At 73.3% G+C, this 26,788-nt stretch carries 23 protein-coding genes; 12 read left to right on the top strand and 11 right to left on the bottom strand.

Annotated features, from left to right (window positions below; genetic code table 11):
- Positions 1 to 9: 9 nt before the first annotated feature.
- Positions 10 to 822 (bottom strand): hypothetical protein, encoded by an 813-nt coding sequence (locus HNP84_RS08880; RefSeq protein ID WP_185048884.1) that lies wholly within the window; start codon positions 820 to 822, stop codon positions 10 to 12.
- Between the two features lie 94 nt (positions 823 to 916).
- Complete coding sequence (locus HNP84_RS08875; protein WP_376771845.1) at positions 917 to 2,389, bottom strand: helix-turn-helix domain-containing protein; 1,473 nt, start codon at positions 2,387 to 2,389, stop codon at positions 917 to 919.
- A gap of 237 nt (positions 2,390 to 2,626) precedes the next feature.
- Between HNP84_RS08875 and aceA the strand changes: the two genes are divergently transcribed.
- The gene (gene aceA / locus HNP84_RS08870) at positions 2,627 to 3,949 is read left to right on the top strand and encodes an isocitrate lyase (protein ID WP_376771844.1); all 1,323 of its coding nucleotides are present in this window, start codon (positions 2,627 to 2,629) and stop codon (positions 3,947 to 3,949) included.
- A gap of 255 nt (positions 3,950 to 4,204) precedes the next feature.
- Here aceA and HNP84_RS08865 read toward each other — a convergent pair whose 3' ends face one another.
- The 3 genes from HNP84_RS08865 to HNP84_RS08855 form a co-directional block, all read right to left on the bottom strand.
- Complete coding sequence (locus tag HNP84_RS08865) at positions 4,205 to 5,035, bottom strand: ABC transporter ATP-binding protein (RefSeq protein ID WP_185048883.1); 831 nt, start codon at positions 5,033 to 5,035, stop codon at positions 4,205 to 4,207.
- A gap of 94 nt (positions 5,036 to 5,129) precedes the next feature.
- Complete coding sequence (locus tag HNP84_RS08860) at positions 5,130 to 6,662, bottom strand: protein kinase domain-containing protein (RefSeq protein WP_185048882.1); 1,533 nt, start codon at positions 6,660 to 6,662, stop codon at positions 5,130 to 5,132.
- A 280-nt stretch (positions 6,663 to 6,942) separates the two neighbouring features.
- Positions 6,943 to 7,950 (bottom strand): alpha/beta hydrolase, encoded by a 1,008-nt coding sequence (locus HNP84_RS08855; RefSeq protein ID WP_185048881.1) that lies wholly within the window; start codon positions 7,948 to 7,950, stop codon positions 6,943 to 6,945.
- Between the two features lie 318 nt (positions 7,951 to 8,268).
- Between HNP84_RS08855 and HNP84_RS08850 the strand changes: the two genes are divergently transcribed.
- Genes HNP84_RS08850 through HNP84_RS08840 form a run of 3 tightly spaced genes read left to right on the top strand, consistent with a single transcriptional unit; the run spans position 8,269 to position 10,709 of the window.
- On the top strand, positions 8,269 to 9,114 hold the full coding sequence (locus HNP84_RS08850) for an ABC transporter permease (RefSeq protein ID WP_312924163.1): 846 nt from the start codon (positions 8,269 to 8,271) through the stop codon (positions 9,112 to 9,114).
- On the top strand, positions 9,107 to 9,895 hold the full coding sequence (locus HNP84_RS08845; RefSeq protein WP_185048880.1) for an ABC transporter permease: 789 nt from the start codon (positions 9,107 to 9,109) through the stop codon (positions 9,893 to 9,895). Before HNP84_RS08850 ends, HNP84_RS08845 begins: the two co-directional genes overlap by 8 nt.
- 7 nt (positions 9,896 to 9,902) lie before the next feature.
- The gene (locus HNP84_RS08840) at positions 9,903 to 10,709 is read left to right on the top strand and encodes an ABC transporter ATP-binding protein (RefSeq protein ID WP_185048879.1); all 807 of its coding nucleotides are present in this window, start codon (positions 9,903 to 9,905) and stop codon (positions 10,707 to 10,709) included.
- Here the strand turns inward: HNP84_RS08840 and HNP84_RS08835 are convergent.
- Entirely contained in the window at positions 10,703 to 11,182 is a 480-nt protein-coding gene (locus HNP84_RS08835; protein ID WP_185048878.1) for a hypothetical protein, read from the bottom strand. The genes HNP84_RS08840 and HNP84_RS08835 overlap by 7 nt on opposite strands.
- A 1,125-nt stretch (positions 11,183 to 12,307) precedes the next feature.
- On the opposite strand from HNP84_RS08835, the gene HNP84_RS08830 reads away from it, so the two are divergent.
- Both HNP84_RS08830 and HNP84_RS08825 read left to right on the top strand, forming a co-directional pair.
- Positions 12,308 to 12,922, top strand: coding sequence for an MFS transporter (locus tag HNP84_RS08830; RefSeq protein ID WP_185048877.1), 615 nt, complete (start codon positions 12,308 to 12,310; stop codon positions 12,920 to 12,922).
- 77 nt (positions 12,923 to 12,999) lie between these two features.
- Positions 13,000 to 13,740: a YcnI family copper-binding membrane protein gene (locus HNP84_RS08825; RefSeq protein WP_185048876.1), complete on the top strand. Its 741-nt coding sequence runs from the start codon at positions 13,000 to 13,002 to the stop codon at positions 13,738 to 13,740.
- Between the two features lie 48 nt (positions 13,741 to 13,788).
- Here HNP84_RS08825 and HNP84_RS08820 read toward each other — a convergent pair whose 3' ends face one another.
- From HNP84_RS08820 to HNP84_RS08810, 3 genes are all read right to left on the bottom strand, one after another.
- The gene (locus HNP84_RS08820) at positions 13,789 to 14,658 is read right to left on the bottom strand and encodes a DUF2705 family protein (RefSeq protein ID WP_312924161.1); all 870 of its coding nucleotides are present in this window, start codon (positions 14,656 to 14,658) and stop codon (positions 13,789 to 13,791) included.
- 109 nt (positions 14,659 to 14,767) lie between these two features.
- Complete coding sequence (locus HNP84_RS08815; RefSeq protein WP_185048874.1) at positions 14,768 to 15,757, bottom strand: ABC transporter ATP-binding protein; 990 nt, start codon at positions 15,755 to 15,757, stop codon at positions 14,768 to 14,770.
- On the bottom strand, positions 15,754 to 16,890 hold the full coding sequence (locus HNP84_RS08810) for a LolA family protein (RefSeq protein ID WP_246517924.1): 1,137 nt from the start codon (positions 16,888 to 16,890) through the stop codon (positions 15,754 to 15,756). Before HNP84_RS08810 ends, HNP84_RS08815 begins: the two co-directional genes overlap by 4 nt.
- A 211-nt stretch (positions 16,891 to 17,101) precedes the next feature.
- Between HNP84_RS08810 and HNP84_RS08805 the strand changes: the two genes are divergently transcribed.
- The 5 genes from HNP84_RS08805 (at position 17,102) to HNP84_RS08785 (ending at position 23,173) form a co-directional block, all read left to right on the top strand.
- On the top strand, positions 17,102 to 17,776 hold the full coding sequence (locus HNP84_RS08805; RefSeq protein WP_185048872.1) for a response regulator transcription factor: 675 nt from the start codon (positions 17,102 to 17,104) through the stop codon (positions 17,774 to 17,776).
- Complete coding sequence (locus HNP84_RS08800; RefSeq protein WP_185048871.1) at positions 17,766 to 19,280, top strand: sensor histidine kinase; 1,515 nt, start codon at positions 17,766 to 17,768, stop codon at positions 19,278 to 19,280. The genes HNP84_RS08805 and HNP84_RS08800 overlap by 11 nt, the downstream gene beginning before the upstream one ends.
- 33 nt (positions 19,281 to 19,313) lie before the next feature.
- Positions 19,314 to 19,943, top strand: a complete 630-nt coding sequence (locus HNP84_RS08795; RefSeq protein ID WP_185048870.1) for a TetR/AcrR family transcriptional regulator — start codon at positions 19,314 to 19,316, stop codon at positions 19,941 to 19,943.
- Between the two features lie 121 nt (positions 19,944 to 20,064).
- A complete protein-coding gene (locus HNP84_RS08790) occupies positions 20,065 to 21,429 on the top strand; it encodes a pyridoxal phosphate-dependent decarboxylase family protein (RefSeq protein WP_185049038.1) in 1,365 nt (454 codons plus the stop codon).
- A 133-nt stretch (positions 21,430 to 21,562) separates the two neighbouring features.
- Positions 21,563 to 23,173 (top strand): FAD-binding oxidoreductase, encoded by a 1,611-nt coding sequence (locus HNP84_RS08785; RefSeq protein ID WP_185048869.1) that lies wholly within the window; start codon positions 21,563 to 21,565, stop codon positions 23,171 to 23,173.
- Between the two features lie 10 nt (positions 23,174 to 23,183).
- On the opposite strand, the gene folP is transcribed toward HNP84_RS08785, so the two are convergent.
- Positions 23,184 to 24,023 (bottom strand): dihydropteroate synthase, encoded by an 840-nt coding sequence (gene folP, locus HNP84_RS08780; protein ID WP_185048868.1) that lies wholly within the window; start codon positions 24,021 to 24,023, stop codon positions 23,184 to 23,186.
- A 105-nt stretch (positions 24,024 to 24,128) separates the two neighbouring features.
- Positions 24,129 to 24,998, bottom strand: coding sequence for a LysR family transcriptional regulator (locus HNP84_RS08775; RefSeq protein WP_185048867.1), 870 nt, complete (start codon positions 24,996 to 24,998; stop codon positions 24,129 to 24,131).
- Positions 24,999 to 25,300: 302 nt separating this feature from the next.
- Here HNP84_RS08775 and HNP84_RS55915 point away from each other — a divergent pair, with 302 nt between their 5' ends.
- Positions 25,301 to 26,749: a neutral zinc metallopeptidase gene (locus tag HNP84_RS55915; protein WP_312924158.1), complete on the top strand. Its 1,449-nt coding sequence runs from the start codon at positions 25,301 to 25,303 to the stop codon at positions 26,747 to 26,749.
- Positions 26,750 to 26,788 lie beyond the last annotated feature (39 nt).

Below are 26,788 nucleotides of genomic sequence, written 5' to 3'. Positions count from 1 at the left end.
CATTGTCCCTCAGTTGACGCCTTCGACGTTCAGCGTCATCTGGTCCAGGCCGCCGTTGTCGAACGCGCTGCGCCGGACCACGTCGTTCTGGGAGGGCGCGAAGATGGACACGCTGTGGCCCCAGGACCGGAAGCGGGCCTCGTACGTCACGTCGTACCGCGACGGCGACGCCGCGGCGACCACCCGCTCGACCAGGCCGGACGCGTCCAGCCACACCGTGTAGGCGATCTTGGCGCTGCCGCCGCGCCCGAACTGCCGGCGCGCCGACGGGGAGGCCGCCGCGAGCTTGGCCGTGGTGATCGTGCCCTTGATCACGCCGTCGCGGTTGGAGCTCGCCGCCGACACCAGCGCCTTGAGCGTGGCCGGCTCCAGGACGTCCACCAGACCGGAGCGGCCCGGCACCTCCTCGTACCGCACCCAGCTCTTGCCCACCGGCAGCTCGTCGGGGTAGGGGGCGCGCGAGACGTAGCTGGCCGAGTTCACCGAGATCGTGCGCACGGGCCCACGCTCGGCCTCGGCCCGCTCCCGCTGGTCCTTGTTCAGCTTGCCCAGGTAGGCCGAGTTGTACGACCGCTCGGAGGTCAGGTCGGAGGCCACCGGCGCGCTCCCGCCGAACTCGATCACGCCCGACTCGCGCACCGTCGTGCTGGGCCCGCCCGGGATCGCCATCTTGGTCAGGCTCGCGACCTCGACCCCCTTCCCGCCCTCGAACTGCTCCCTGAGCGCCTTGACGGGGTCCACCTTGGCCGCCGCGTGCACGGGTACGGGCGCCACCAGCGCGGCGCCCGCGGCTACGGCGAGGCCGGCGACGATTCGCTTCATGTGCTTCCTTCGAACTTGGAGGGGGGAGAGAATCCTGCCACATCCAAGATCAAACCGTCAGCTCAACGGCCAGATCCGGCCAAAATCCGCGGCCTCATACGGACGCCGCGTGGCGTTCGAGGAAGGTGTAGACGTCGGCCTCGTCCACGCCGGGGAAGGAGCCGGGGGGCAGGGCGGCCAGGACGTGGGAGTTGGCGCGGGCGGAGGGCCAGGCGTACCCCTCCCAGCGCTGGGTCAGCTCGGCGGGCGGGCGGCGGCAGCAGTCGCCGTTGGGGCAGAAGGACTTGGTGCGGTTGGTCGTCTCGCGCCCGCGGAACCAGCGGGACTCGCGGTAGGGCACGCCGAGGGTGATGGCGAAGTCGCGCTCGCGGGACGGATCGACGTGCGCCATGCAGAAGTACGTGCCGGTCGGCGAGTCGCTGTACTGGTAGTGGACCGAGAACCGGTCGGGGCGCAGGAAGATCTGGCGGCCGGACCACTGCAGGCACATGCGCTGGCCCTCGATGGCGCCCTGCTCGTCGGCGGGGAAGACGATGCCGTCGTTCTCGTACGCCTTGTAGATGATGCCGCCCGCGTCGTTGCGCACGAAGTGGCAGACCAGGTCGAGGTGGTGGGTGGCCAGGTTGGTGAAGCGGTGGGCGGCCATCTCGTAGGAGACCGCGAAGACGTCGCGCAGGTCCTCCACCGACAGCGCGCGGGCCTGCTTGGCCTCCGACAGGTACGCGACCGCGGCGCTCTCGGGGACCAGGACCGCGGCGGCGAAGTAGTTGGCCTCGGTGCGCTGGCGCAGGAAGTCGGCGAAGTCGCGCGGCTTGTGGTGGCCCAGCGCGAGATGGCCGAGGGTCTGCAGCAGGATGGTGCGGGGCGTGTGCATGCCCAGTTGCTCGTGCTTGACGTAGATGCGCCGGTTGCGCATGTCGGTGATCGAGCGCACCGTGCGCGGCAGGTCCTGCGCGGTGTGCACGGTGTAGCCGAAGTGGGTGACCAGCGCCTGGACCATGCTCTGCGACAGGGCGCCGGTGCGGTAGCCCACCGCGGCCAGCGCCTCGGCGGCGGCCTTCTCGATGTCGACGAAGTAGTTGCCCTGCTCGCGCTGTTTGCGGCGCAGCTCGGCGTTGGCGGCCCTGGCCTCCTCGGGGGTGGCGGTGCCCTTGGCCTGGCGGGCGCGCAGCTCCTCGTACAGGCCGAGGATGTGCTCCAGGACGTCGTTGGGCACCCGCGCGGAGACCTTCAGCTTGGGCAGCCCGAGCCCGGCGTAGATGGGGTCGCGCTGCGCCTCCTCCAGCGCGATCTCAAGCTGCGCGCGCCGGTTGGGCGCCTGGCGGCGCAGCAGCTCCTCCACCGGCACGTTCAGGGCGGCGGCCAGCGCCTTCAGCAGCGACAGCTTGGGCTCGCGCTTGCCGTTCTCCAGCAGGGAGAGCTGGCTGGGCGCGCGGCTGACCCGTTCGCCGAGGCCGGAGAGGGTCAGCCCCCGCTGCTTGCGAAGATGCCGCAGCCGCTGCCCGAACGCGATCAGATCGATCTCCTGCGTCAAAGACAGCGGTTCTTCGCTCACAACGGGTCTCATAGCACGATCCTAGGCGTAATTTCCAGGGTTCTTCCAGGCGTGCCGCCACGGTCGGCGGCGCCGAGGACGGGATTGGTCTAGTCCAAAGGTAAAAGATGCATGTTCTTCTCCGCCGAAGAGTAGCAAGGATTCGCTCTCTGAGAAATTCAGCGGTTCTTCTGTGAGAGAGATTCTGGTTCGGCGGCCGACCCGGGACACACACTCGAAGCAAGCCCCCAGGGGACGACAAAGGAGTGAATGATGGACCCTCGCCTCAAGGGAGCACGTGACCAGGTCCTCGCCGCCGCCGCGGACGAGCTGCGCAGAGAGTGGGAGAACGATCCGCGCTGGAGCGGCATCGAGCGTACGTACACCGCCGAGGACGTGGTGCGGCTGCGCGGCTCGGTGCAGGAGGAGTACACCCTCGCCCGGCTGGGCGCGGAGCGGCTGTGGCGGCTCCTGCACACCGAGGACTACGTCAACTCGCTCGGCGCGCTGACCGGCAACCAGGCGGTGCAGCAGGTGCGGGCCGGGCTGAAGGCCATCTACCTCTCGGGCTGGCAGGTGGCCGCCGACGCCAACCTCAGCGGGCACACCTACCCCGACCAGAGCCTGTACCCGGCCAACTCGGTGCCGGCCGTGGTGCGCCGCATCAACAACGCGCTGCTGCGCGCCGACCAGATCACCTGGGCCGAGGGCGACGAGAAGGCCCCGCACTGGCTCGCCCCGATCGTCGCCGACGCCGAGGCCGGCTTCGGCGGCGTGCTCAACGCCTTCGAGCTGATGAAGGCCATGATCGCCGCCGGCGCGGCGGGCGTGCACTGGGAGGACCAGCTCGCCTCGGAGAAGAAGTGCGGCCACCTCGGCGGGAAGGTGCTCATCCCGACCGGGCAGCACATCAAGACCCTCAACGCCGCCCGCCTGGCCGCCGACGTCTGCGGCGTGCCGAGCCTGGTCATCGCGCGCACCGACGCGCAGGCCGCAACGCTGCTCACCAGCGACGTGGACCCCAGGGACCAGCGCTTCACCACCGGCGAGCGCACCGCCGAGGGCTTCTACCGGGTGCGCAACGGGGTGGACGCCTGCATCGCCCGCGGCCTGGCCTACGCCCCCTACTCCGACCTGCTGTGGATGGAGACCTCCACGCCGGACCTGGGCGTCGCCCGCGAGTTCGCCGAGGCGATCAAGGCCGAGTACCCGGACCAGATGCTCGCCTACAACTGCTCGCCGTCCTTCAACTGGAAGAAGCACCTCGACGACTCCACCATCGCCAAGTTCCAGCGCGAGCTGGGGCACATGGGGTACAAGTTCCAGTTCATCACCCTGGCGGGCTTCCACTCGCTGAACTACTCGATGTTCGACCTCGCCCGCGGCTACGCCGAGGAGGGCATGACCGCCTACGTCGGGCTGCAGGAGGCGGAGTTCGCCGCCGAGGCGCGCGGCTACACCGCCACGCGGCACCAGCGCGAGGTCGGCACCGGCTACTTCGACCTGGTCAGCACGGCCATCGCGCCCGACTCGTCCACCACGGCGCTGACCGGCTCCACCGAGGAGGAGCAGTTCGAGGTCGCCGCCCACTGAGCCCGGCCCCGCCGCCGGTCGCGGCCCGCCGCAGCGGGCCGCCTCTTGACCGGGCCCGGCCGGGTCACCTCCAGGGCATGGGACGGTTCCCCCCGGCCGGGCTCCGCCCGTCGGTCGCGGCCTCGGTGGCCCCCCGGTCGCGACTGTCGCGGTCCAGATGACCGCTCGCCTGCCCCGCCGCGCCCGATTCTCCCCCCGGATCGGGCGCGGCGGGGTCTTTCGCGTCCTGCGCCCGCCGCCCGCGTACGCCGCCGGTCAGATGCGCGGCGCGCGGGCGTACCAGCGGCCGTCCACCCGGTCCAGGTGCAGGGGGCGGCCGAAGCAGTCGGAGAGGTTGCGCGGCGTCAGAACCTCCTCCACCGGGCCCGCGGCCAGGATGCGGGTCTCGCGCATCAGCAGGGCGTGGCTGGTGGTGGCCGGCACCTCCTCCAGGTGGTGGGTGACCGTCACCGTGGTCAGGGCGGGACGGCTGGTGGCCAGGTCCTCGACCGCCGCGATCAGGTCCTCGCGGGCGGGCAGGTCCAGCCCCGCGGACGGCTCGTCCAGCAGCAGGAGCGCCGGGTCGGCCATCAGCGCGCGGGCCACGCGGACCCGGGCCCGCTCCCCCTGCGAGCACACCCCGAACGGGCGGTCGGCGAGGTCCTTGCAGCCCAGGTCGGCCAGCAGCCGGTGGGCCCGCTCGTGCTCGGCGGGGCCGTACCTGTCCCACAGCGGCGCGGCCGTGCCGGTGTGGCCGGTGAGCACCACCGTGTGGGCGGTCTGGTCCTCCTCCTCCATCAACGCCTCGTCCACCAGGCGCTGGCTGGCCGCGACCAGGCCGATGTGCCGGCGCAGCTCGCGCAGATCGACCCGGCCCAGGCGGTGGCCGAGCACATGGGCGGTGCCGGCGCTCGGATGGCGCACGGCCGAGGCGACGGACAGCAGCGTCGTCTTGCCCGCGCCGTTCGGCCCGAGGATCACCCAGTGCTCACCGTAGCCGACCCGCCAGGTGATCTCGTTCAGCAGCGGGCGGCGGCCCGCCCTGACCTGCACGCCGGTCAGTTCGAGCGCCGGCCCGGACCGGTCGGGCGCGATCACATCGCTCATCCGCGCGTACCCCCACGTTCTCCCGTCGATTCGCAGGGAGCCAGCTTAGGAGAGCGGCGATCACGGCGGCCCCCCGCCCCTCCGGGGTCCGCCCTCAGGACGGCGTGGGCGTCGGAGTGGGCGTGAGGGTGACCGACGGCGTCGGCGTGGGGGTCTCCTCCCCGTCGCCCCACTGCGGCTCGGTGCTGATGCCGCCGCTGGGCCGCGGCCGGGGGCCGCCGCCGCCCTGGCACGGGCGCGGCTTGCCGCGCGGGTTGTAGCACGTCGAGGGGGCGCCCGACGGCTGCGGGCCCGGCTCGTACGGGTCCGACGCGCCCGGCTGCGGCGCGGTCCAGGTGCCCTGCGGGGTGGGGTAGGGGGGCGGCTTCAGTGCGGTCCGCGTGGTCGTGACCACCACCACGGGGGGCGTCCGCGTGCCGCCGTCGAGCCGGCCGGGTCCCACGGAGGTGCCCGCCACCCGCGGTTCCGGCGGCCTGGCGGTGGACAGCGCGGTGCCGTCCTGGCTCGCGTACGCGCCGCCGCCGTACTGGCTCGCCTCCCCCACCCCGGTCCCCCCGCCGCTCGCCGCGATCACGGTGACGGCGGCGATGGACACGGTGGCCAGCGCGGCGAAACCGGCGTGGGACATGTTGTTGCCCTGCCGCCGCCGCGCGGCCCTCCTGTCGCGCCCGTCGCGCTTGCGCTCCGCCCCGTCCCGCGGCGGCGGGGCGGGCCTGGGCGCCAGCCGTACGACGCCCGCCCCCGGCGGGTACGGCACCGGCGTCCAGATCTCCTCCAGCACCCCGGCGACCGCCTCGCGCAGGTCCCAGGGCGCGCCCACGCCCCCGGCGGCCAGCAGCGCGCCGAGCAGTTCGGCGGCCTCGGGACGCTCGGCCGGGTTCTTGGCGAGGGCGGCCTGGACGGCGGGGGCGAGGAGCGTGGGGACCCCGGTGAGCCGCGGCGGCTCGACCAGGATGCGACGGGTCACCACGTCCGCCTCGCCCGAGCCGAAGGGGTGGCAGCCGGTCGCGGCGTACGCGACCAGGCACCCCCACGCGAAAATGTCCGACGCCGGGAGCGCCGGGCCCCCGGTCAGCCGTTCCGGCGCCACCCACCCCGGGCTGCCCATCACCTGGCCCGCCTGGGTGTGCGCGGTCACCGTGTCCACGTCCCTGGCGATGCCGAAGTCGATCACCCGCGGCCCCTGGGGCGACAGCAGCACGTTGGCGGGTTTGAGGTCCCGGTGGACCAGCCCGGCCGCGTGCACCGCGACCAGCGCCGCGGCGGCGCCGAGCGCGACGCCGTACGCCAGGTCGGGGGTGAGCGGGCCGCGCGCCGCGACGACCTGCGACAGGGCGGGGCCCTGGATGTACTCGGTGACCAGGTACGGGCGGTCGCGGTCGGTGCCGTCCTCGATCACCGCGGCGGTGCAGAACGGCACGACCCTGCGGGAGAACTCGACCTCCTCGGCGAACCGCGCCCGCAGGGTCGGGTCCTTGAGGTGGACGGCGTGCGGGGTCTTCAGCGCGACCAGCCCGCCCTTGGGGTGCTCGGCCAGGTAGACCACGCCCATGCCGCCGGCGCCGAGGCGGCCGAGGAGCAGGTAGCGTCCGATGATGACGGGGTCGCCCACCGTCAGGGGACGCACGCCTGGCGGCATACCGTTCGCAGGACTGGATCCACCGCGTGCCATCCGGGTCTGGCCTCTCCTTCATGGGTTCCGGCAAGCACACTGTGGCTGGATATGGGCGATATTTGCCCGTAAGTAGTACCAAGCAGCATCGAAGGTAAGGCGACTGATACCCGCGGGTTAGGAACCAGTGTGACTGCGCTGGTCAGCGGGGCGGAACGGATCGTTGTGACCGGCCGCCGCAGACAGGTCCGGCGGGGGTTCAGGGGGCAGGAGTCAGGCGAGGGTCAGGCGAGGGTCAGGCAGCCGCCGTGCCGGCACCGGGGCCGTCGGGGGACGTGCAGACGGGCTCCGGGATGGCCTGCGCGGCGGCCAGGAAGCGGGAGATGTGCCGGAACAGCAGGCGGGCCTCCGGCATGACGTCGGCCAGGATCGCGAACACGTGCGGCATCCGGCGCCACTCCTCGTAGCGCACCGGCACCCCGGCGCGGCGCGCCTGCTGGGCCACCCGGCGCGCCTCGTCGCGCAGCACCTCGGTGGAGCCGGTGACGATCATCAGCGGGGGCAGGCCGGTGTAGTCGCCGTACGCCGGCGAGACCAGCGGGTCCTTGGGGTCGAGCCCGTCGGTCCACCGGCGGGCCAGCCACTCGACCCGGCCGGCGGGCAGCATCGGGTCCAGCCAGCGGTTGGTCTGGCGGGGGGCGTCGGTGAGGTCCGTCCACGGGGACAGGCAGATCGCGGCGGCGGGCAGCGGCATCCGGGAGTCGCGCAGCGCGAGCAGGGTGGCGAGGGTGAGGTGGCCGCCGGCGGAGTCGCCGCTGAGGATGATGTCCGAGCCCGAGTAGCCGCGGCCGAGCAGGCACTCGTACGCCGCCACCGCGTCGGTCAGCGACTCGGCGAGCGAGTACACCGGCCCCTGCCGGTAGTCCAGGGCCAGCACCGGGCGCCGGGAGACCGCCGACAGGCGCCAGGTGATCGGCCGGTGCGTGGCCGGGGAGCAGAAGAAGTAGCCGCCGCCGTGGAAGTAGAGCAGCACCTTGCCCTCGTCTAGATCCTCCCCGGCGCGCACCCACTCGCCGCCGCACGCCCCGAAGCGCTCCTCCGCGATGCGGACGTGCTCGGGCAGCCGGCTCGGCAGCCTCCGGGTGAGCTCGACGGCGCGGCAGGCCATGGTGAGCGCGGCGGGATGGCGCAGGAAAATGCTGGAGATCGGTCGCATGGTGCTTCGCATCAGGCTGATCATCGCCACCGCCTGCCAGCTCACGGGGTAGTCTGGCCGCACGTCCTTGTCGATCTCGCGGTGCATTTCAGGGACCTCCGAACCGGACGATGCCCCACGTAGAACGTGTTCTACCGATCAGTAAGTATATTCTCGCTTACACGGACATTACACCTGAGTTTCGGTGATGTAACACGCCCGGCACACGAGAATCCCCTGCTCAACGGCTATCCGGCCCCCTCTCCGCTCGCGTCCCAGGCGCTCCCCGGCACCTGCGGCCGGGGCGCGAGCCGTACGGCGTGATCCTGCTCCTCTGCCCACACGCGCGCGCCGTGCACCCCCGCTCCGAGACCCGCCGCTGAATTCGATTGCCCGCCTCCCGGGCCCGGTGGCAAAGTCGGAGGGTTGCCCATCTTCCGAAACCCGCCGCGGATCGCGCCCGCGGCCGCACCCCGGGAGGTCGTCTTCCAGCTCTATCTGCGAGTCGCCCGATACGGCTTCCGCAAGCACGCCGCCTACCGCGCCGCGGCCGTCGCCGGAGCCTTCACCAACACCGTATTCGGCATACTCCGGGCGTACGTCCTCATCGCCCTGTGGGAGGCCAGGCCCGGCCTGGCCGGCTACGACGTCGCCCAGGCGGTCACGTTCTGCTTCCTCACCCAGGCGTTCATCGGCCCCATGCAGGTCTTCGGCGGCGGGATCGAGCTGGCCGAACGCGTGCGCAGCGGCGACGCCGCCATCGACCTGGTACGCCCGGCGTCCCTGCAGCTCTGGTCGCTGGCCGACGACCTCGGACGGGCGGCGTACCTGTTCCTGATGCGCAGCGTGCCGCCCACGCTCGCCGGCGCCGCCCTGTTCGGCATCGTCGTGCCGCCCTCCCCCGCCGCCTGGGGGCTCGTCGCGGTCAGCGTCGTGCTCGGCATCGTGGTCAGCTTCGGCGTGCGCTACCTGCTGGCCCTGTCGGCCTGCTGGATCCTGGACGACCGCGGCCTGCAGCAGGTCGCGCTGGTGCTCATGATGTTCTTCAGCGGCATGGTCGTGCCGCTGCGGATCATCCCGGGCTGGCTCGGCGCCCTCGCCGAGGCCCTGCCCTGGGCGGCCATGGTGCAGGTCCCGGCCGACGTCTACCTCGGCGCGACCGACGTGCCCCGGGCGCTGGCCTTCCAGGCCGCCTGGGCCGTCGCGCTGCTCGCCCTCGGCGCCCTGCTCACCAGGGCGGCCCGGCGCAAGGTGGTGATCCAGGGTGGTTAGGACGTACGCGCTGCTGGCCGCGACCTGGATGCGCGCCGCCGCGCAGTACCCGGCGTCGCTGGTCATGCTCACCGCCGGCTCCTTCGCCGCCAACGCGCTGGACATCGCCGCCATCTGGATCATCTTCCGGCACACCGGCACGCTGGGCGGCTTCACCCTGGCCGAGGTCATGTTCCTCTACGGCACCGGCGGCGTCTCCTTCGCCCTGGCCGACATGCTCTTCGGCAACGTGGACAAGCTCAGCCGGCACATCCGGGCCGGCTCCTTCGACACCATGCTGATCCGCCCGGCGAGCCCGTTCGTGCAGATGGCGGTGGACCGCTTCACCCCGCAGCGCTTCGGCAGGCCGGCCCAGGCGGTGGTCGTCCTGTGGCTGGCGCTCGCCGAGCTGCACGTGCCCTGGTCCCGGGCCTGGATGATCCCGGTGATGATCCTGTGCGGGACCGTCATCTTCACCGCGGTGTTCACCCTCGGCGGCGCGCTGCAGTTCCTGCTCACCGACGCGCCCGAGGTCGCCAACGCCTTCACCTACGGCGGCAGCACGCTGACGCAGTACCCGCTCAGCGTCTACGGCGCCGAGCTGGTCCGCGCGGTCACGTACATCGTGCCGCTCGCGTTCGTGAACTGGCAGCCGGGCCTGTACGTGCTGGGCCACGAGGACCCCTTCGGCCTGCCGCACTGGCTCCGGTACGCCGCCCCAGTGGCGGCGCTCACGCTGGCGGGGGCGGCGGCGCTGGCCTGGCGCGCCGGCGTACGCCGCTACCGATCGACGGGAAGCTGAGGGGGACATGGAAGCACCGCGTACACCGGAGACCGTCATCGAACTGGCCCAGGTGGGCCGGACCTTCACCGTGAGCAGACGCACCGGCGTGCTGCGGCGCGAGCGCCGCGTCGTGCACGCCGTGCGCGACCTGTCCTTCACCGTGCGGGCCGGGGAGTTCGTGGGCTACCTCGGGCCGAACGGCGCGGGCAAGTCCACCACGATCAAGATGCTGACCGGCATCCTCGCCCCCACGGCGGGCCGGATCAGCGTGGCCGGCCTCGACCCGGCCCGGCGCCGCACGGCGCTGGCGCGACGGATCGGAGTGGTGTTCGGGCAGCGTACGACGCTGTGGTGGGACCTGCCGCTGCGGGACAGCTTCGAACTGATCCGGCACCTTTACAAAGTAGATCGCGTCCGGTACCGGGAGCGGCTGGACCGGCTCACCGAACTGCTCGGCCTGGGCGAATTCCTCGCCACGCCCGTACGCCAGCTCAGCCTGGGCCAGCGGATGCGCGGCGACATCACCGCCGCCCTGCTGCACGACCCGGCCGTGCTCGTCCTCGACGAGCCCACCATCGGCCTGGACGTCGTCAGCAAGGCCGCCATGCGCGAGTTCCTGCGCGACCTCAACGCCCAGCAGGGCACCACCGTCCTGCTGACCACGCACGACCTGGGCGACATCGAGCGCCTGTGCCGCCGCGTCATGCTGATCGACCACGGCCGCCTCGCCTTCGACGGCACCCTGGACGACCTGCGCGCCACCGCCCCCGGCGAGACCTCACTGGAGGCCGTCGTCACCCGCCTCTACACCCGCGACAGGCTGTTTCAGTAGTAGCCCTGCTCGGTGGACTCCCCGTACTCCTCCTCCTCGTCGTCCTCCAGCCGCCCCGCCCACCGCGACGGCATCAGCACCGGGATGAACAGCGCGACGCCCAGCAGCGCGAACACGCCCGTCGTCAGCAGCGCGGTCACCCCATTGCCGGCCTGGAGGAGGAGTTCGTGCATCGTGGGGTCGTCGGGCACCAGCGACAGCGCCCGGTTCATGTCCAGCGCGTACACCACGGTCCAGGCGAGCAGCACCATCGACGGTACGAACGTCGCCAGCGGCGAGACCCGCCCGGCCACCACCAGCCCCACCACGAGCCCGACCCCCGCCATCGCGCCGAGCGCGATCCACAACTGCACGTCCCCCGTAGTGGCCGGCGTCGCCCCCTCGGCCATCGCCTTCTGCATCGCCCACCCCCCGCCGAACAGCAGCACGGCGGTGACAACGACGCCGATGAGCACTCCCACGAAATGCCGCATGATTACCACCTAGCGTCCAGGGGGCGCAGCACACGCACCGACGACCCACGGGCCGCCGCCGAGCCACGATCGCCGCAACCCTAGCGACAATTCCTCCAATCCGTAATCCAACCCCACAACCCCCCAGCTTTCCCCACATCCACCGCACCCCGTATGACCCGAACCCCCGGCCCACAAGGCGCTCCGGGCACGAGCCGACGAACCCAAGCGGGCCGGCAAACCGGCGCGAGAGGGTGAACCAGCGCGAGCGGGCGAACCAGTGGGGAGTGTCCGGGCGACAACGGGATGGACGTGGATGCCGGAACCCGCGGAAGCGCGTCGCCCTCCCCGCCCGCCTCCTCCCGAACGGGACCCACCTAGCCGGTTCGGGGGGAGCGGTACGCCGAGAACCCGTCCCGGTCCTGGCGGCCCGGCAAGCGAGCGGCGTCGCCCCGGCAGGTGGGGAGCGGTGGATCTTTTACAAGGCGGGATTGGGGGTGGATACCGGAACCTGCGGACATGCGAGGCCCTCCCTGCCCTCCCCGGGAGTGTCCGGGCAACGTTGGATCTTCCGCCGGCGGGGCCGGCGCCTCCTCCCGAACGGTGACGCACCCCCTCCCGAACAGGGACACACCCGGCAGGTGTGAACCCGCCGCCGGGCGGGCGTCACCCTTTCCGTATGGCGGGGTGCGCGCGGTTGAGGTCGTGCGTCGGCGCGGCAGGCGTGAACCTTTCACGACTCGGGGTAAGAAATCGCGGTCCTGCCGGGGGGCACTGAGCACTTTTGGCCAGGCCCAGCAGGCCATGTGACAGGTCCTTGGCGGTGGCGCCACCGGGTGCCGCAGGGGCCACCGTGTCCGGCGGGCAGCGGGCGAATTCTGGGCGGCGGCACCGTCCTATCAGGTGAATGGGCGCTGGGCGACGGTGTCGCCATTCCGCAGGTGAACGGGGATCGGGCGCTTGGACGCGGGGCGCCGCTCTTCCGTCCCGGAGGGCGGTGTCCGGGGTGCGGGGCGATCGAGAGCGGATGAGCAAGAGAGACGGCCCTCGGGGCCCTGCCGGTGCGGAGCATGGGCCGCGGGCGCGGTTCGAGCGCCTCCGAATGCGAGGCGGCGGCTGCGGGATCGGCCATAAAATCGACGCGGCATGCGTGCTCTCGTCCCGCTTCGGATCATGCGGGCGGCCGTGTTCTCGGTCGTCTGTGTGGTTCTGGCCGCCCTGGGGCATGTGGTGGCCGGGGGGAGCGGGCCGGCGCCGTGGGCGGTGGTGGCCGGGGGGCTGGGGGTGCTCGCGGTCGCGGCCGGGATGGCGGGGCGGGAGCGGAGTGCGGCGGTCATCAGTGTGAGCCTGGCGGGGGCGCAGCTCGTGTTGCACGAGTTGTTCGCGTTCGGCTCGCCCGCCGAGGAGGACATCTCGCTGGTCCTGCATCTGCACGGTGAGAGCGCGGGGCTGGGCGAGAGCCTGGGGATGCTGATCGCCCACATGACGGCGACGCTGCTGACGGGGTTGTGGCTGGCGCGGGGTGAGGCCGCGCTGTGGGCCACGTTGCGGCGGCTGGGCGCCTCGCCGGTCGTGCGGCGGCTTCGGGCCGCCGTGGTCCGGCGGCTGCGGCGGGCGCTGGCCCTGCTGTGGGAGGCCGAGGGCGGGGCCGCGCGTCCCGCCTGGGCGGTGCTCGACGGACGTTCTCCCGCCTTCGCGCCCGCGGAGGCGCTGCTGCGGCACTCGGTCATCCGGCGCGGTCCTCCACTCCCCGCCGCCTGATCCAGACGCCGTCCCCTGCCGGCGCGCGCCTACCGCCGCGCGCCGGGTTCCCCGTTGCCTGAGTGGAGAAGATTCGCATGTCGTTCACTGCCGTACGCCGTCGTGCCCTCGCCGTCGCGGCCGGAGCCGCCGCGCTCACCCTGGGGCTGGCGCTGCCCGCGCTGGCGCATGTCACGGTCAACCCCGGGACCGCCGAGCAGGGCGGGTTCACCAAGGTCGCCTTCCGGGTGCCGAACGAGCGCGACGACGCCTCGACCACCAAGCTGGAGGTCGAGCTGCCCAAGGACCACCCGCTGGCGTTCGTGTCGGTGCGGCCCGTGGAGGGGTGGAAGGTCGAGGTCACCGAGAGCAAGATCGAGCCGCCGGTGAAGACCGACGAGGGCGAGATCGACGAGGCCGTCACCAAGATCACCTGGTCCGGCGGGAAGATCGAGCCGGGCCAGTTCCAGGAGTTCGAGGTGTCGATGGGGTTCATGCCCAAGGACACCGACCAGCTCATCTTCCCGGCCACCCAGACCTACTCCAGCGGCGAGGTCGTCAAGTGGGCCGATGAGCCCAGGGCCGACGGCACCGAGCCCGAGCGCCCGGCGCCGGTGCTGAAGCTGGTGCCCGCGAGCGGCGACGGCGGCCACGGGGCCCCGGCGTCGCCCACCCCCGCGTCCGCGGCGTCCGGCGGGGGGCCGTCGGTGGCGCCCGTCGCGGCCGAGCAGGCGGCCGGGTCCGACACCACCGCGCGGGTCCTGGGCGCCGCCGGGCTGGTGGCCGGCCTGGCCGGCGCGGTGATCGGGTTCCTGGGGCTGCGCCGCGCCCGCGGCTGAGCCGGCGCGCCGCCTGGACGCCCCCGCAGCGCGGCGCGGCGGGGGCGTTCAGGCGGTGATGTCCTTGGTGGTGAAGCGGGCCCAGGCGGCCGAGCCGCACACCACGGCGTACGCCGCGAAGACGAGCAGGCCCTGGCCCATGTCGTCCAACGCCATCGGGGCGCGCAGCGCGCCGTCGAAGCCGAGCCACCACGACGGCAGCAGGTACGGCTCCACCGGGGCGAGCTGCGGGATCGCGCCGAGCACCTGGGTCACCACGACGAGCACCAGCGTGGCGGCGATGGCACCGATCGAGATCTCGGTGAGGGTGGACAGCAGCAGCGCGAGCGCCGCCAGCGCGGCCATGCCGGCGGCGACGTAGCCGACGGCCACCAGCACCCGCACCAGTCCTTCGGCCAGCGGGATCGTGCTGCCCGACAGCAGCGTGATCGGGCCGACCGGGAACAGCAGGAAGCCGGTGATCAGGGCGGACGCGGCGACCAGCGCGGTCGCGGCCAGGCCGAAGACGACCGCGTTGGCGTACTTGACCGCGAGCAGCCGGGTGCGGCCGGCGGGCGCGGCCAGCAGGTAGCGCAGCGTGCCCATGCCGGCCTCGCCCGCCACCGAGTCGCCCGCGACCACGGCGACCGCGACCGGCAGCAGCAGCGGCACCAGCACGAACAGCGCGGCGAAGGTGAGCATCATGCCGTTGCCGGCGACGGCGGTGATGATGGAGCCGGCGCCGCCCTCGGCGCCGTCGTCGCTCACCACCCGCAGCACCACGCCGATGATGACCGGGACCGCGGCGAGCACCGCGAGCATGGCGATGTTGCGCGGGCGGCGGAAGGTGAGGCCCAGCTCGGAGCCGAGCAGGCGCAGCGTGCCGCCCGCGGTGCCGCGCCGTGCGGGGGCGGCCCGCTCCGGCGCGCCGTTCGCCACCGTCTCGGCCTCGGTGGGCTGTGTTTCTGTGGGCCGTGTTTCTGTGGGGTGGGTTTCTGTGGGCTGGGTCTCGGTTGGCGGGGTCTCGGGGCGGGTCTGTGCTGGGGTGTCAAGCCTCGACATCGAATCCCTCTCCGGTCAGGCCGACGAAGACGTCCTCCAGGCTGGGCCGCTGCACGGCCAGCCCGCGTACGGCGACGCCGCGCGCCACCAGTTCGGCGTTGACGCGTTCGGGCGCCTCGGCGCCGAGGTCGGCGCTGACCTCGCCGTCGCCCTCGCGCACACCGGTCAGGCCGAGAGCCCCGAGCACGCGGGCCGCGGCGGCGGGGTCGGGGGTCTCGATCCGGATGCGCGGCTCGCCGCCGGAGCGCAGCTCGGCGATCGGGCCCTGCGCGACCAGCCTGCCCGTACGCATCACGCCGACGTGCGTGCACATCTGCTCCACCTCGGCCAGCAGGTGGGAGGAGACGAACACGGTGGTGCCGGCCTCGGCGATCTCGCGGACCAGGCCGCGCATCTCGCGGGTGCCCTGCGGGTCCAGGCCGTTGGTCGGCTCGTCCAGGATGAGCAGCTCGCGCGGGACGAGCAGGGCGGAGGCGATGGCCAGGCGCTGCCGCATGCCCAGGGAGTAGGCGCGGTAGCGCTTGCCCGCCGCCGCGGTGAGGCCGACCCGGTCGAGCGCGGCGGCGATGCGGTGCGCGGCCGTGCGCCGGTCGGAGGTCGGGTCGGCCGCGTCGATGCGGCGCAGGTTGGCCTCGCCGGACAGGTAGGGGTAGAAGGCCGGGCCCTCGACCAGCGCGCCGACCCTGGGCAGCGCCCCGGCCAGCCCTTCGGGCATCGGCTCGCCGAGCACCTCGCACCCGCCCGACGTGGGGCGTACCAGCCCGAGCAGCATCCTGATGGTGGTGGTCTTGCCCGACCCGTTGGGGCCGAGGAAGCCGAAGACCGATCCCGCGGGCACCGCGAGGTCGAGGGAGTCGACGGCCACCTGGCCGCCGCGGAAGCGCTTGGTCAGCCCCCGGGTGACGATCGCGTGCCCGGTCCCCCGGGGCGGGGGCGCCCCTGCGGACGCCCCCGGGACCTCGATGGTCAGGCTCACTTCTTGCCCGCCGCCTCGTACAGGACGTCGGGGGTGACGGCACCGGCCAGGAGCCAGCCGTCGTCGGTCAGCAGCGCCGTGGCGAGCTTGGTCTGGATCAGCCTGCCGCTGCCCCAGGCGCCGCTCACCGGCTTGGCCGCGTCGAGCACCCCTGCGGCCAGGCCGGCCGCGCCGGGCTCGGCGCCGCGGCCCTCGTCGCCGCCGTCGCGCAGCGCGGCGAGGTCGCCGGACGAGAACGGCGCGACCGCGACCGTGGTCCAGCCCTCGCCGACGGTCTTGATGCCGCTCAGCTCCTCGGCGTGCTCGCCGAGCTCCTCGGCGGTCTTCTCGTCGTGCCGGGCGCGCTCGCCCAGGTTCTGCTCCTCCACCTTGGCCCCGGCGGGCGGGGTGAAGGCGAAGTTCTCGGGCGCGGGCGGGGAGAACGTCACGGAGGTGTAGCCGACCTCGAAGGCCGGTTCGAGCGCGTCCTTGGCGTAGACCTGGACCCGCAGCGGCACGTACGTCTCGCCGTCGAGCGCGAGCCGCACCTCCTTGACCAGGCTCCCCGTCTGCTTCGGAGTGAGCACGAGCTGGTATGCCGACCGCCCGGCGACCTGGTCGTTGGCGGTGACGCTGACGGCGGCGTGGTCGTCGGCGGCGTCGAGCAGCCGCTTGGCGGCGTCCTGCGGCGTGACCGCCGTCGGCAGCGGCGACGGGGGCTGGTGGCGCTCGGGCTCGCCCGCGGGCACCTTGATCCGGGTCGCCGTGTTGGCGGCGCTGTCCCACAGCCACACCTGCTCGCCGTTGACGATCAGGTTGGTCTCGCTCATCCGGCCCGGCAGCGCGACCCGCACCTTGTCCTCGCCGCCGTACCAGACCTTGGCCTCGTGGGAACCGGACAGCAGCGAGATCGGCGAGCTGGACTCGCCGGTGACCTCGGGCAGCCCGGGGATGCCCAGCGAGGCGGTCTCGACGACGGTGCCCGACATGGGCGGCACCTGGCCCTGCTGGGCGGTGCGGGCCACCTCGGTCAGCAACTGCTCGGCGGTGCGCTCGGGCAGCACCGGATCCCCCTGGACGGCCGCGATGACGGGGCCCGTCCCGACGGCGGCTCCGACGACCACCACGGCGGCGACGGGCACCCCCCACCTCACGGCGCGGCTCCGTCTCGATTGCGTCGGCATGTCACTCCTTTACGGTATGTCGTGCGACTGTGTCGTTCGCAGTCATTCGCAGCCTGCTTGGCCGGTCCTGTGCGCACGCTGAGACAAACTGAGAACGGCCACAGGGTTCTCAGCGGGGTCACAGGCGACGCCCGGGAAGATGGGGCCGACACACGCGGAACGAGGGGAAGGGGCGCGGCCGATGCGGGTTCTCGTCGTCGAGGACGAGCGGCGGATGGCCGCGGCGCTGCAACGCGGCCTCCAGGCCGAGGGGTTCGCCGTGGACCTCGCCCACGACGGCGAGGAGGGGCTGCACCTCGCCCGCGTCGGCGAGTACGACGTGGTGGTGCTGGACATCATGCTGCCGCGGATCTCCGGCTACAACGTGTGCAAGCAGTTGCGCGCCGAGGAGAACTGGGTGCCGATCCTGATGCTGTCGGCCAAGGACGGCGAGTACGACATGGCCGACGGCCTGGACCTCGGCGCCGACGACTACCTCACCAAGCCCTTCTCGTACGTCGTGCTGGTGGCGCGGTTGCGGGCGCTGCTGCGCCGCGACGCCGGGCGGCGGCCGTCGGTGCTGCGGGCGGGCGACCTGACGCTGGACCCGGCGCGGCGGCGGGTGTCGCGGGGCGAGACGGCGATCGAGCTGACCCCGCGCGAGTTCGCGCTGCTGGAGTTCCTGATGCGGCACCACGACGAGGTGGTGTCCAAGAGCGAGATCCTGGAGCACGTGTGGGACACCTTCGACACCGATCCCAACGTGGTCGAGGTGTACGTGGGCTACCTGCGACGCAAGATCGACGCGCCCTTCGGCAGGAACGCGCTGCAGACGGTGCGCGGGGCGGGATACCGGCTGGCCGGCGATGGCGGCTGACGCCCGCGCCGTGCCCGCGGCCGGGGCCCTGGCCGGCGGGGCGGCCGATGCCCGTGCTCCGGACGCCCGGGGCGGCGGGGCGGAGGGGCGGGGGCGGCGGGCGCCGGGGTGGTGGCGGCGCAGGAGCCTGCGGTTCCGGCTGACCGCGGCGGCGTCCGCGGTGCTGGCGCTGGCCCTGGCGATGTCGGCGTGGGTGCTGGTCGGGGTGCTGGGCCGCTCGCTGACCGAGACCATCGACGAGTCGGCGTTCCAGCGGGCCAATCAGGTGCGGGCCGACGCCGACGCGGGCAGGCTGCCGCGCGAGCTGACCAACACCGACGGCACGATGATCCAGGTGCTCGACGCCGGCGGGCGGATCACGCACGCCACCGTGGGCACCGACAGGCTGGTGCCGCTGCTCGGGCCGCAGGCGCGGGCGGAGGCGGTGCGCTCGGACCGGGCCAGGTTCCTCGACGGCCGCCCGCACGGCATCCCGGCCCGGCTGCGGGTGCTCGCGGTGAGCGCCGACGGCGGCCAGACGGTGATCGCCGCGCGGTCGTACGCCGAGGTGGAGCAGTCGCTGGGCGCGGCCAGGCACGTGCTGGTGCTCGGCACCCCGATCCTGATCGTGCTGCTCGCGGGCGCGAGCTGGATGATCATCGGTGGCACGCTGCGGCCGATCGCGGCGCTGCGCCGGGGCGCGACCGAGATCACCGGCACCGCGCGGGCGCGCCGGCTGCCGGTGCCCGAGGCGCGCGACGAGGTGCACAGCCTGGCCACGACGCTGAACGACATGCTGGCCCGGCTGGAGGCGGCCGAGACGCGGCAGCGGGCGCTGGTGGCCGACGCGGCGCACGAGCTGCGCAGCCCGCTGGCGAGCATCCGGCTGCAACTGGAGGTGGCCCTGGGCCATCCCGAGGGCCAGGACTGGCGCGAGACCGCCGAGGGCGTGCTGGAGGACACGATGCGGCTGTCCCGGCTGGCCGAGGCGCTGCTCGCGCTGGCCAGGCTGGACGAGCGCGGCGGGCGCCCGGCCCGGCGCGAGCCGGTGGACCTGTGCGAGCTGGTGCGCTCGGGGGTGGAGCGGTACGCCGAGAACCCGGTGCCGGTCGTGGCGGCCGTCCACCCCGGGGCGGAGTCCATCAGGGTCGCCGGCGACGCGCTCGACCTGAGCCGGGTGCTGACCAACCTGATCGACAACGCGGTGCGGCACACGGCGACGTCGGTGACGGTCGAGCTGCACGCCGAGGACGGCGGGGCCGTGCTGGCGGTGCGCGACGACGGGCCGGGCATCCCCGAGGCCGACCGGGAGCGGGTGTTCGACCGGTTCACCCGGCTCGACAGCGCCCGCAGCCGCGACGAGGGCGGCGCGGGGCTGGGGCTGGCGATCGTGCGCGAGACCGTCCGCGCTCACGGCGGCACGGTGAGCCTGGAGGACGCCGAGCCGGGCCTGCGCGCCGTGGTCCGCCTCCCTGCCGACAATTCGGACGAATCCTTGGCAGGAGCTTGTCCATCAAGTGATTGACCGGGAGGACCGCCGGGGCGTACGGTCCCCGTCATGACCTCCGCCGAGAGCACGCAGGCCGAGGCGATCGTCCAGGTCGCGACCCGCCTGTTCGCCGCGCTCGGGTACGACGGCACCACCACCCGGCAGATCGCCGAGGCCGCCGGGCTGAACATCGCCACGGTCAGCTACCACGTGGGCGGCAAGCGCGAGCTGTACCTCGCGGTGATGGAGAACGCCCACCGCGTCGAGCGGGCCGCGCTGGAGTCGGCCATCGCCGAGTTCTCCGGCCGCGACACCGCGACGCTGGTCCACGGCATCGTGGACCGCTACCTCGACTTCTGCGTGGCCCACCGCGACGTGGCCACGCTGTGGATGCACCGCTGGCTGTCCGACGCCGCCGACATCTCCGACCTGGAGCAGCGCTACACCCACCCGCTGGCCACGCTGGTCCTGGAGGCCGTCGAGGGGGCCGGGGGCGGGGGCGTGATCGCCCCGGACGTCGATCTGCCGTACGCGCTGCACACCGTCGTGTGGTGCATCAGCGGGTTCGGCAGCGGCGGCGTGGTCGGCCCGGACGGGCGGCGGCACGGCTTCGACGACCCGGCCGCGCTGAGCCGGTTCCGCGCGCACCTGCACCGGCTCGTGCACCGCATGCTCGCCCTGCCCGGCGACCCGCCCTGACGCCCGTGTCCGATGCGACACCCGCATCCGACGCCCGCACCTGAACCAAGGAGATCATGTGACCCCCGGACTCCCCCCGGCCGGGCGCCCGATCGGCGACCTGCTGTCCGACGTGGCCAGGATGCGGCAGGACGACCTGCCGGTGCGCGGCGGCAAGGTGACCGCGTACGTCTACGACACCGGCCGGCCCGAGGTGCACGAGGCCGCCGCCCGCGCGTACGCGGAGATGCTGGAGGTCAACTGCCTGGACCCGACCGCGTTCCCCAGCATCGTGGAGATGGAGCGGCAGGTCGTCGGCGCGGTGGCCGCCGAGCTGGGCGGCGGGCACGGGATCTTCACCAGCGGCGGCACCGAGTCGATCATGCTGGCGGTGAAGGCCGCCAGGGACTCCCGGCCGGTCGCCGGGCGGCCGGCCCTGGTCGCGCCGGTCACCGCGCACCCGGCCTTCCACAAGGCCGCCCACTACCTCGGCCTGGACGTCGTGCGCACGCCGGTCGATCCGGGCACCTTCCGCGCCGACCCGGCGGCCGTCGCCGCGGCGATCACGCGGGACACCGTGCTCGTGGTGGCCTCCGCGCCGTCGTACCCGCAGGGGGTGCTCGACCCGGTCGCCGAGATCGCCGCCGCGGCGGCGGCGCGCGGCGTGCCCTGCCACGTGGACGCGTGCGTGGGCGGCTGGCTGCTGCCGTGGCTGCGTGAGGCGGGCGCCGAGGTGCCGCCGTTCGACCTGTCGGTGTCCGGGGTCACCTCGCTCTCCTGCGACCTGCACAAGTTCGGGTACGCCCCGAAGGGCGCGTCCGTGGTGCTGTTCCGCGACCCGGCCATGCGGCGGCGCGCGTACTACGCCTCGGCCGCCTGGCCCGGCTACACCGTCATCAACGCCACCGTGCAGAGCTCCAGGTCCGCCGGCCCGCTCGGCGGCGCGTGGGCCACGCTGCAGGCGCTGGGCCGTGAGGGCTACCTGCGGCTCGGCCGCGACACGCTGGCCGCGGCCCGGCTGCTGCGCGAGGGGGTGGCCGGCATCCCGGGCCTCCGCGTGCTCGGCGACCCGGTGTCGTCGCTGGTGGCCATCGCGGGCTCGGACGAGGTGGACGTGTTCGTGCTGTCGGACGAGGCCAGGAAGCGCGGCTGGTTCCTGCAGCCGCAGCTCTCCTACGCCGGCATCCCGGCCAACATCCACATCACGGTCACCGGCGCGACGCTGGCCGGAGTGGACGCGATGCTGAAGGTCATCGCCGAGTCGGCCGCGGCCGCCCGCGAGCGCGGCCCCGCGACCCCGCCCCCGGGCCTGGTCGAGCTGGTCGCCGGGCTGGACCTGGACGCGCTGGACGACGCCGCCTTCGGAGAGCTGGCCGCCTCGGTGGGCGTGAACCTCACCGGAGGGGGTCAGCCGGAGATGGCCGTGGTCAACGCGATCCTGGACGCGCTCGATCCGGAGACGCGGGAGTCCATCCTCATCCGGTTCCTTTCCACCATCTACGCCTGATCCGCGGCACACCCCGGGACACTCCCGAATCCGGGTCCGCGTCGCACCGTGCCCGCACGGCTACCGTGAGCTACGGTGAGCCGCGGACGACGGTGATCATGGCGATCACCCGCAGGACCGGGGGGATCATCCGATGGGGGAAGTGGAAGGACGCCCGGCCGGGCCCGGCGCGGACGGCGAAGGGGGCCCGCTGGACCGGCGGGCCCTGCTCCGGCTCGGCGCGGCGGTCACGGCCGCCGGAATCGGCGCGACCCTGCTCCCGGCAGGCGGCCGCGCGTACGCCGAGCCCGGCGCGGGGCCGTACGCGGGCGGGGGCGCGGACCCGGGCACGGGCGCCGGGCCGTACGCGGCGGACGCGCCCGACGCGCTGGCGTGGCGGGAGCTGCGCACGATGCTCGGGCCGGGCGGGTGGCTGCACCGGCCCGGCGACGCCGGCTACGGCGCGCTCGCCCCGCCGCAGAACCGGCGCTACGCCGGCGTGCTTCCGGCCGGGATCGCGAGCTGCGCCTCGACGGCCGACGTGCGCGCGGCGGTGCGGTGGGCCAGGAAGCACGGCGTGCCCCTGGTGCCGAGGTCGGGCGGGCACAACTACGCCGGATACTCCACCACGCAGGGGCTGCTGCTGGACCTGTCCCGGATGAACGCGGTCACCGCGCGGCGGATCCGGGGCCGCGGCCACCTGCTGGTGGGCGGCGGCGCCACGAACTCCGACGTCTACCGGGCGCGCGCGGCGAACCTGTACGTCCCGGGCGGCCGGTGCCCCGGGGTCGGCGTGGCGGGGCTCACGCTGGGCGGCGGGCTCGGCTTCAACGACCGCAAGTGGGGGCTGACCTGCGACAACCTGGTGGAGACCCGGCTGGTGCTCGCGGACGGTTCGCTGGTGCGGGCCGACGAGCGGGAGAATCCGGACCTGTTGTGGGCCTGCCGCGGCGGCGCGGGCGGCAACTGGGGCGTCAACACCGCCTTCGTCTTCGCCGCCGCGGACGTCTCGCACCAGGTCGCGACGGTGTTCGAGCTGCGGTTCGACGTGAGCCGGGGCCCGGCGCTGCTGCGCGCGGTGCGCGAGATCGTCGAGCGCGACCGGCACGACGACTTCGACTGCCGGATCGCCTTCGTCGGGCGGGCCGAGGCGTCGCTGGAGATCCTGGGCCGGTTCCTCGGCCCGCAGGAGCGCCTGGAGCGCCTGCTCGCGCCGCTGCTGGCGCTGCGCCCGGCCACGCGGTTCATGGAGCAGGGGCACTTCTGGCAGGCCCAGGAGCGGCTGTCGGCGCGGCCGTCGGTCACGGCGCTGGCGTCGAAGTCGCTGGTGCCGCACACCTGGCCGGACGAGGGCGCCGCCCTGGCGATGGCCGAGTGGGCACGCCGCTGGCGGCCCGGCACGCACAGCAACATCTGCTACGTCACGCTGTTCGCGATGGGCGGCGCGACGTCCCGGCTGACGCCGTCGGACACCGCGTTCCCGCACCGCGCCGCGACGTTCGTCCTCGACGTGGGCACCGCGTGGCCGCAGGGCGCGCCCGACGAGGTGGCGGCGCGCAGCCTGCACGCGATCGGGGAGATGTACCGCGACCTGCGCCGCCGGCTGCGCACCAGCGCGGCGTACGTGAACTTCCCCGACCCCGACCTGCCGCTGTGGTGGGAGGCGTACTACGGCGGGAACTACCGGCGGCTGGTGGCGGTCAAGCGGCGCTACGACCCGGCCGGCTTCTTCAGGTACGGGCAGAGCGTCGGCTCGGCGCCGTAGGGCGTGAGGCTCACACCTCGCTCCTGAGCCGGGCGACGGTGGCCAGGGCGGCGCGGGCGGAGGCGGCGTCGTGCACGCGGAACACCCGCGCCCCCTGCCAGGCCGACACCGCGAGCGTGGCCAGCGTGCCCGCGTGCCGCTCGGCGACGGGCAGGCCGCCCAGCGACTCGCCCACGAAGTCCTTGTTGGAGACCGCGACCAGCACCGGCCAGCCCGTGGCCACCAGCTCGTGCAGGCGGCGGCTGACCTCAAGGGAGTGCCAGGTGTTCTTGCCGAAGTCATGGGCCGGGTCGATCAGGATGGCGTCGCGGCGGACCCCCGCGCGCACGGCGCGCTCGGCGAGCTCGACGGTGTAGCCGACGACGTCCTTGACCACGTCGTCATAGGCGATGCGATGGGGCCGGGTGCGCGGCGTGACGCGGCCCGCGTGGGCGCACACCAGGCCGATGCCGTGGCGCGCGGCGACCTCGGCCAGCCGGGGATCGACGCCGCCCCAGGTGTCGTTGAGCAGGTCGGCGCCCGCCTGGGCGACCACCTCGCCCACCTCGGCGCGCCAGGTGTCGACGCTGATGACCACGTCGGGATGGCGTTCTCTGACGGCGGAGACCAGGTCGGCGACCCTGCGGATCTCCTCGGCCGGATCGACCTCTTCGCCGGGCCCCGCCTTGACGCCGCCGATGTCGATGATGTCGGCGCCGCCCGCGACGGCCTCGTCCACGGCGTCGAGCGCGGCGTGGAAGCCGTAGGTCCTGCCTCGGTCGAAGAAGGAATCGGGAGTGCGGTTGACCACCGCCATCACCGCGAACTCTCCGGCGCGGAACTCCCTGTCGGCGAGGCGCAGAGTAGACATCACCACGAGCCTACCGCCTCGCCCTGCCACTGATCGCCGGCGGTGCCGCCCCACCCGGCACCGGATCTTGGAACGCTCCTGGGAGCGATCAGGGCGATTGCGCGGCTATGCCGCGGTGCCTCCCTCGGCGAGCGCCAGGAAGTCCTGGACGATCACCGGGAGGCGGCGCCGGGCGTGCACGATGGCGATCACCCGGCGGATCGGCGGGTCGAGCGAGCGGACGACGAGGCCGGCCCGCATGGCCTGCTCGGCCATGCCGCGGTACCACAGCAGGGACCCCACCCCCGCGCGCACCGGCGACAGCCAGCCGCCACGCTCGTCGGTCTCGGCGGCCGCCACCGGCCGCACGCCGTACTTCGCGAACATCTGCTCGAACTCCCTGCGCCGGGCGCTCCCCCGGGCGGGCAGGACGAGCCTCATGCCGGTGAGCCTGCTCATCGGCACGCTGTCGGGCAGATCCAGGCCCGGCGGCGAGATCAGCACCACCTCCTGTCGTTCCAACGGATGGCTGATCAGGTCGGTGGGGACCGGCAGGTCGGTCAGGCCAAGATCGGCCCGCTGGTCCCTGATGGCGCTCACGACGCCGTCCCTTCCATCACAGCGGACGATGTGCACGCGCACGGCCGGGTTCTTCTCGGTGTACGCGGGCAGCAGGCGTCCGGCCAGCCCCGGCTCCAGGCTCGGAGTCGAGGCGATCCGGAGCTCGGTTTCGGCCGAGCGACCGTGACTGGCGAGCGACTCGATCTCGTGGACGGCGTCGAGAGCCTCCCTGGCGAGCTTGACGACCCGGCGTCCCTGCGCCGTGACCACCACTCCCCGCCCGGAACGCGCGAACAACGTCATCCCGAGTTCGCGCTCCAGGTCTCTGATCGCGCGTGAAAGCGCAGGCTGCGCGATGTAGAGCGACCTGGCAGCGTCTGTCATGGTGCGGTGCTCCGCCGTCGCCACCACGTAGCGGAGCTGCTGCAGATTCATGCCTTCGAAGCTAGGACACCATGTGCGGCTCGGTCTGGGACATTGCGGAGATCACCTCGAATGATTTCGGAGTGTGACCGAACGGGGCTACATCCGTGACGGGTGATAAATCAGTATGCTTCTGCCCCAAATTCGGCAAAGGTCCGGCTCGCTCTGCCCATACCGGACGAACCGTGTTAGGGGGCGACAACATGGCATCCAACGGGCAGTATCCCCCGCCGCCACCGCGGCAACCCGAGCCTCCTCCGCCCACTCCGACACTCCGGCTCCCTCCCGACGCGTACGGCCCCGAGGGCCCCTTCGTGCAAGCCGCGCCTCCTCCCGGCGGCCCGCCGCAACCCCCGTACCCGCAGCCTCCCGCGCCGGGGCCCCAGTACCCGCCGCCACCCGCCCAGCACGGCCCGTACCCACCACCGGCCCCGCAGCCGCCGTACCCGCAACCACAGCAGCGGCACCCGCAGTATCCGCAGGCGCCCTACCCGCCGCCGGCCGGGCCGCACTCCCCCGCCCATCCCGCGCCGCCGGCGCATCCGCCGCACCCCCGGCAGCAGCCCCCGTACGGGCAGCCGCCGTTCCCGCAGCAGCCGCCGTATCCGGGGCCTCACCACCCTCAGCAGGCTCCGGGGCCGTACCAGCAGCCGGGGTACCCGGCTCCGCCCCACCGGGCGCCGCAGCCGCCTCCGCCGCGGCCTCCCGCGCCTCCACGGGGCCCGTACGGCCCGCCGTACCCGCACGCCGTCCCGCGCAGGAAGCCCGGCGGCGGGGCCGGGGCCGGGTTCGTCATCGGGGCGCTGTTCGGCACGCTGGCGCTGGCGTTCGTGCTGGTGGTGATCGTGGCGGCGCTGCTGGACTCGGCCGGCGACCCCGACTCGCTCTCACCGCTGGCGATCCCGACGTACACGCCGCCGACCTACACCCCGCCCAGCGACGACCCGCCGACGCCGCGGTCACGTGAGGACGACTCGTCCGACCGGCAGGAACGGGAGGAGCGGGAGCGGCCCGACACCCAGGTGCGCCTGAACACCTCGCTGCAGAACAACACGCTCTACCAGGCGGGCGCGCTGCCCACGGTGAAGTGCCCGGCGGGCTCGGCCAACATCTACAGCCACGCCCAGCTCAAGGCGCTGATCCTGAAGACCTCCAAGTGCATGGACGCGGCCTGGTCGCGCACGCTGGAGAAGGAGGGCATCGACTGGCGGGCGCCCGGGTGGGCCATCGCGGCCAAGCGCGGCCGGGGCGCGTGCGGCGACTACCCGTCGCCGGGGAGCATCGTGCCGTACTACTGCCCGCGCAACGAGACGATCTACGCGTCCACCTCCGCGATGGCCCGCGGCTCGGGACGGTCGCTGGGCTACGGCGGCCTGACGTCCTGGCACGGCGGGATCATCAGCATGATGGCCCACGAGTACGGCCACCACGTACAGCAGCTCTCGGGCCTGACCGACTCCTGGTGGCGCAAGACCCTCGACTCCACCAGCAGCAGCGGCAGGCTCGCCCTCAGCCGCCGCTTCGAGCTGCAGGCGACCTGCCTGGGCGGGATGTTCATGCGCTCGGTGTCGGCGACCTATCCGGTCACGCCGGCGCGCAGGGAGACCTTGTACTACTTCTACTCGCGGGTGGGCGACCACCCCGGATATCCTCGCGATCACGGCACCCCCGCGAACAACAACCGGTGGTTCCGCCAGGGGTACGAGAAGAACAAGACCCACCAGTGCAACACCTGGTTGGCACCGTCCAACACGACGTCGTAGATTAACGGGCTATTCACCCCAGATTGGGCATCTGTCAGT

This window comes from Thermocatellispora tengchongensis, from assembly GCF_014202315.1.
Classification (GTDB): domain Bacteria; phylum Actinomycetota; class Actinomycetes; order Streptosporangiales; family Streptosporangiaceae; genus Thermocatellispora; species Thermocatellispora tengchongensis.
The sequence above is the reverse complement of the archived record's forward strand: the minus strand, read 5'-3'. Positions and strand labels throughout refer to the sequence as shown.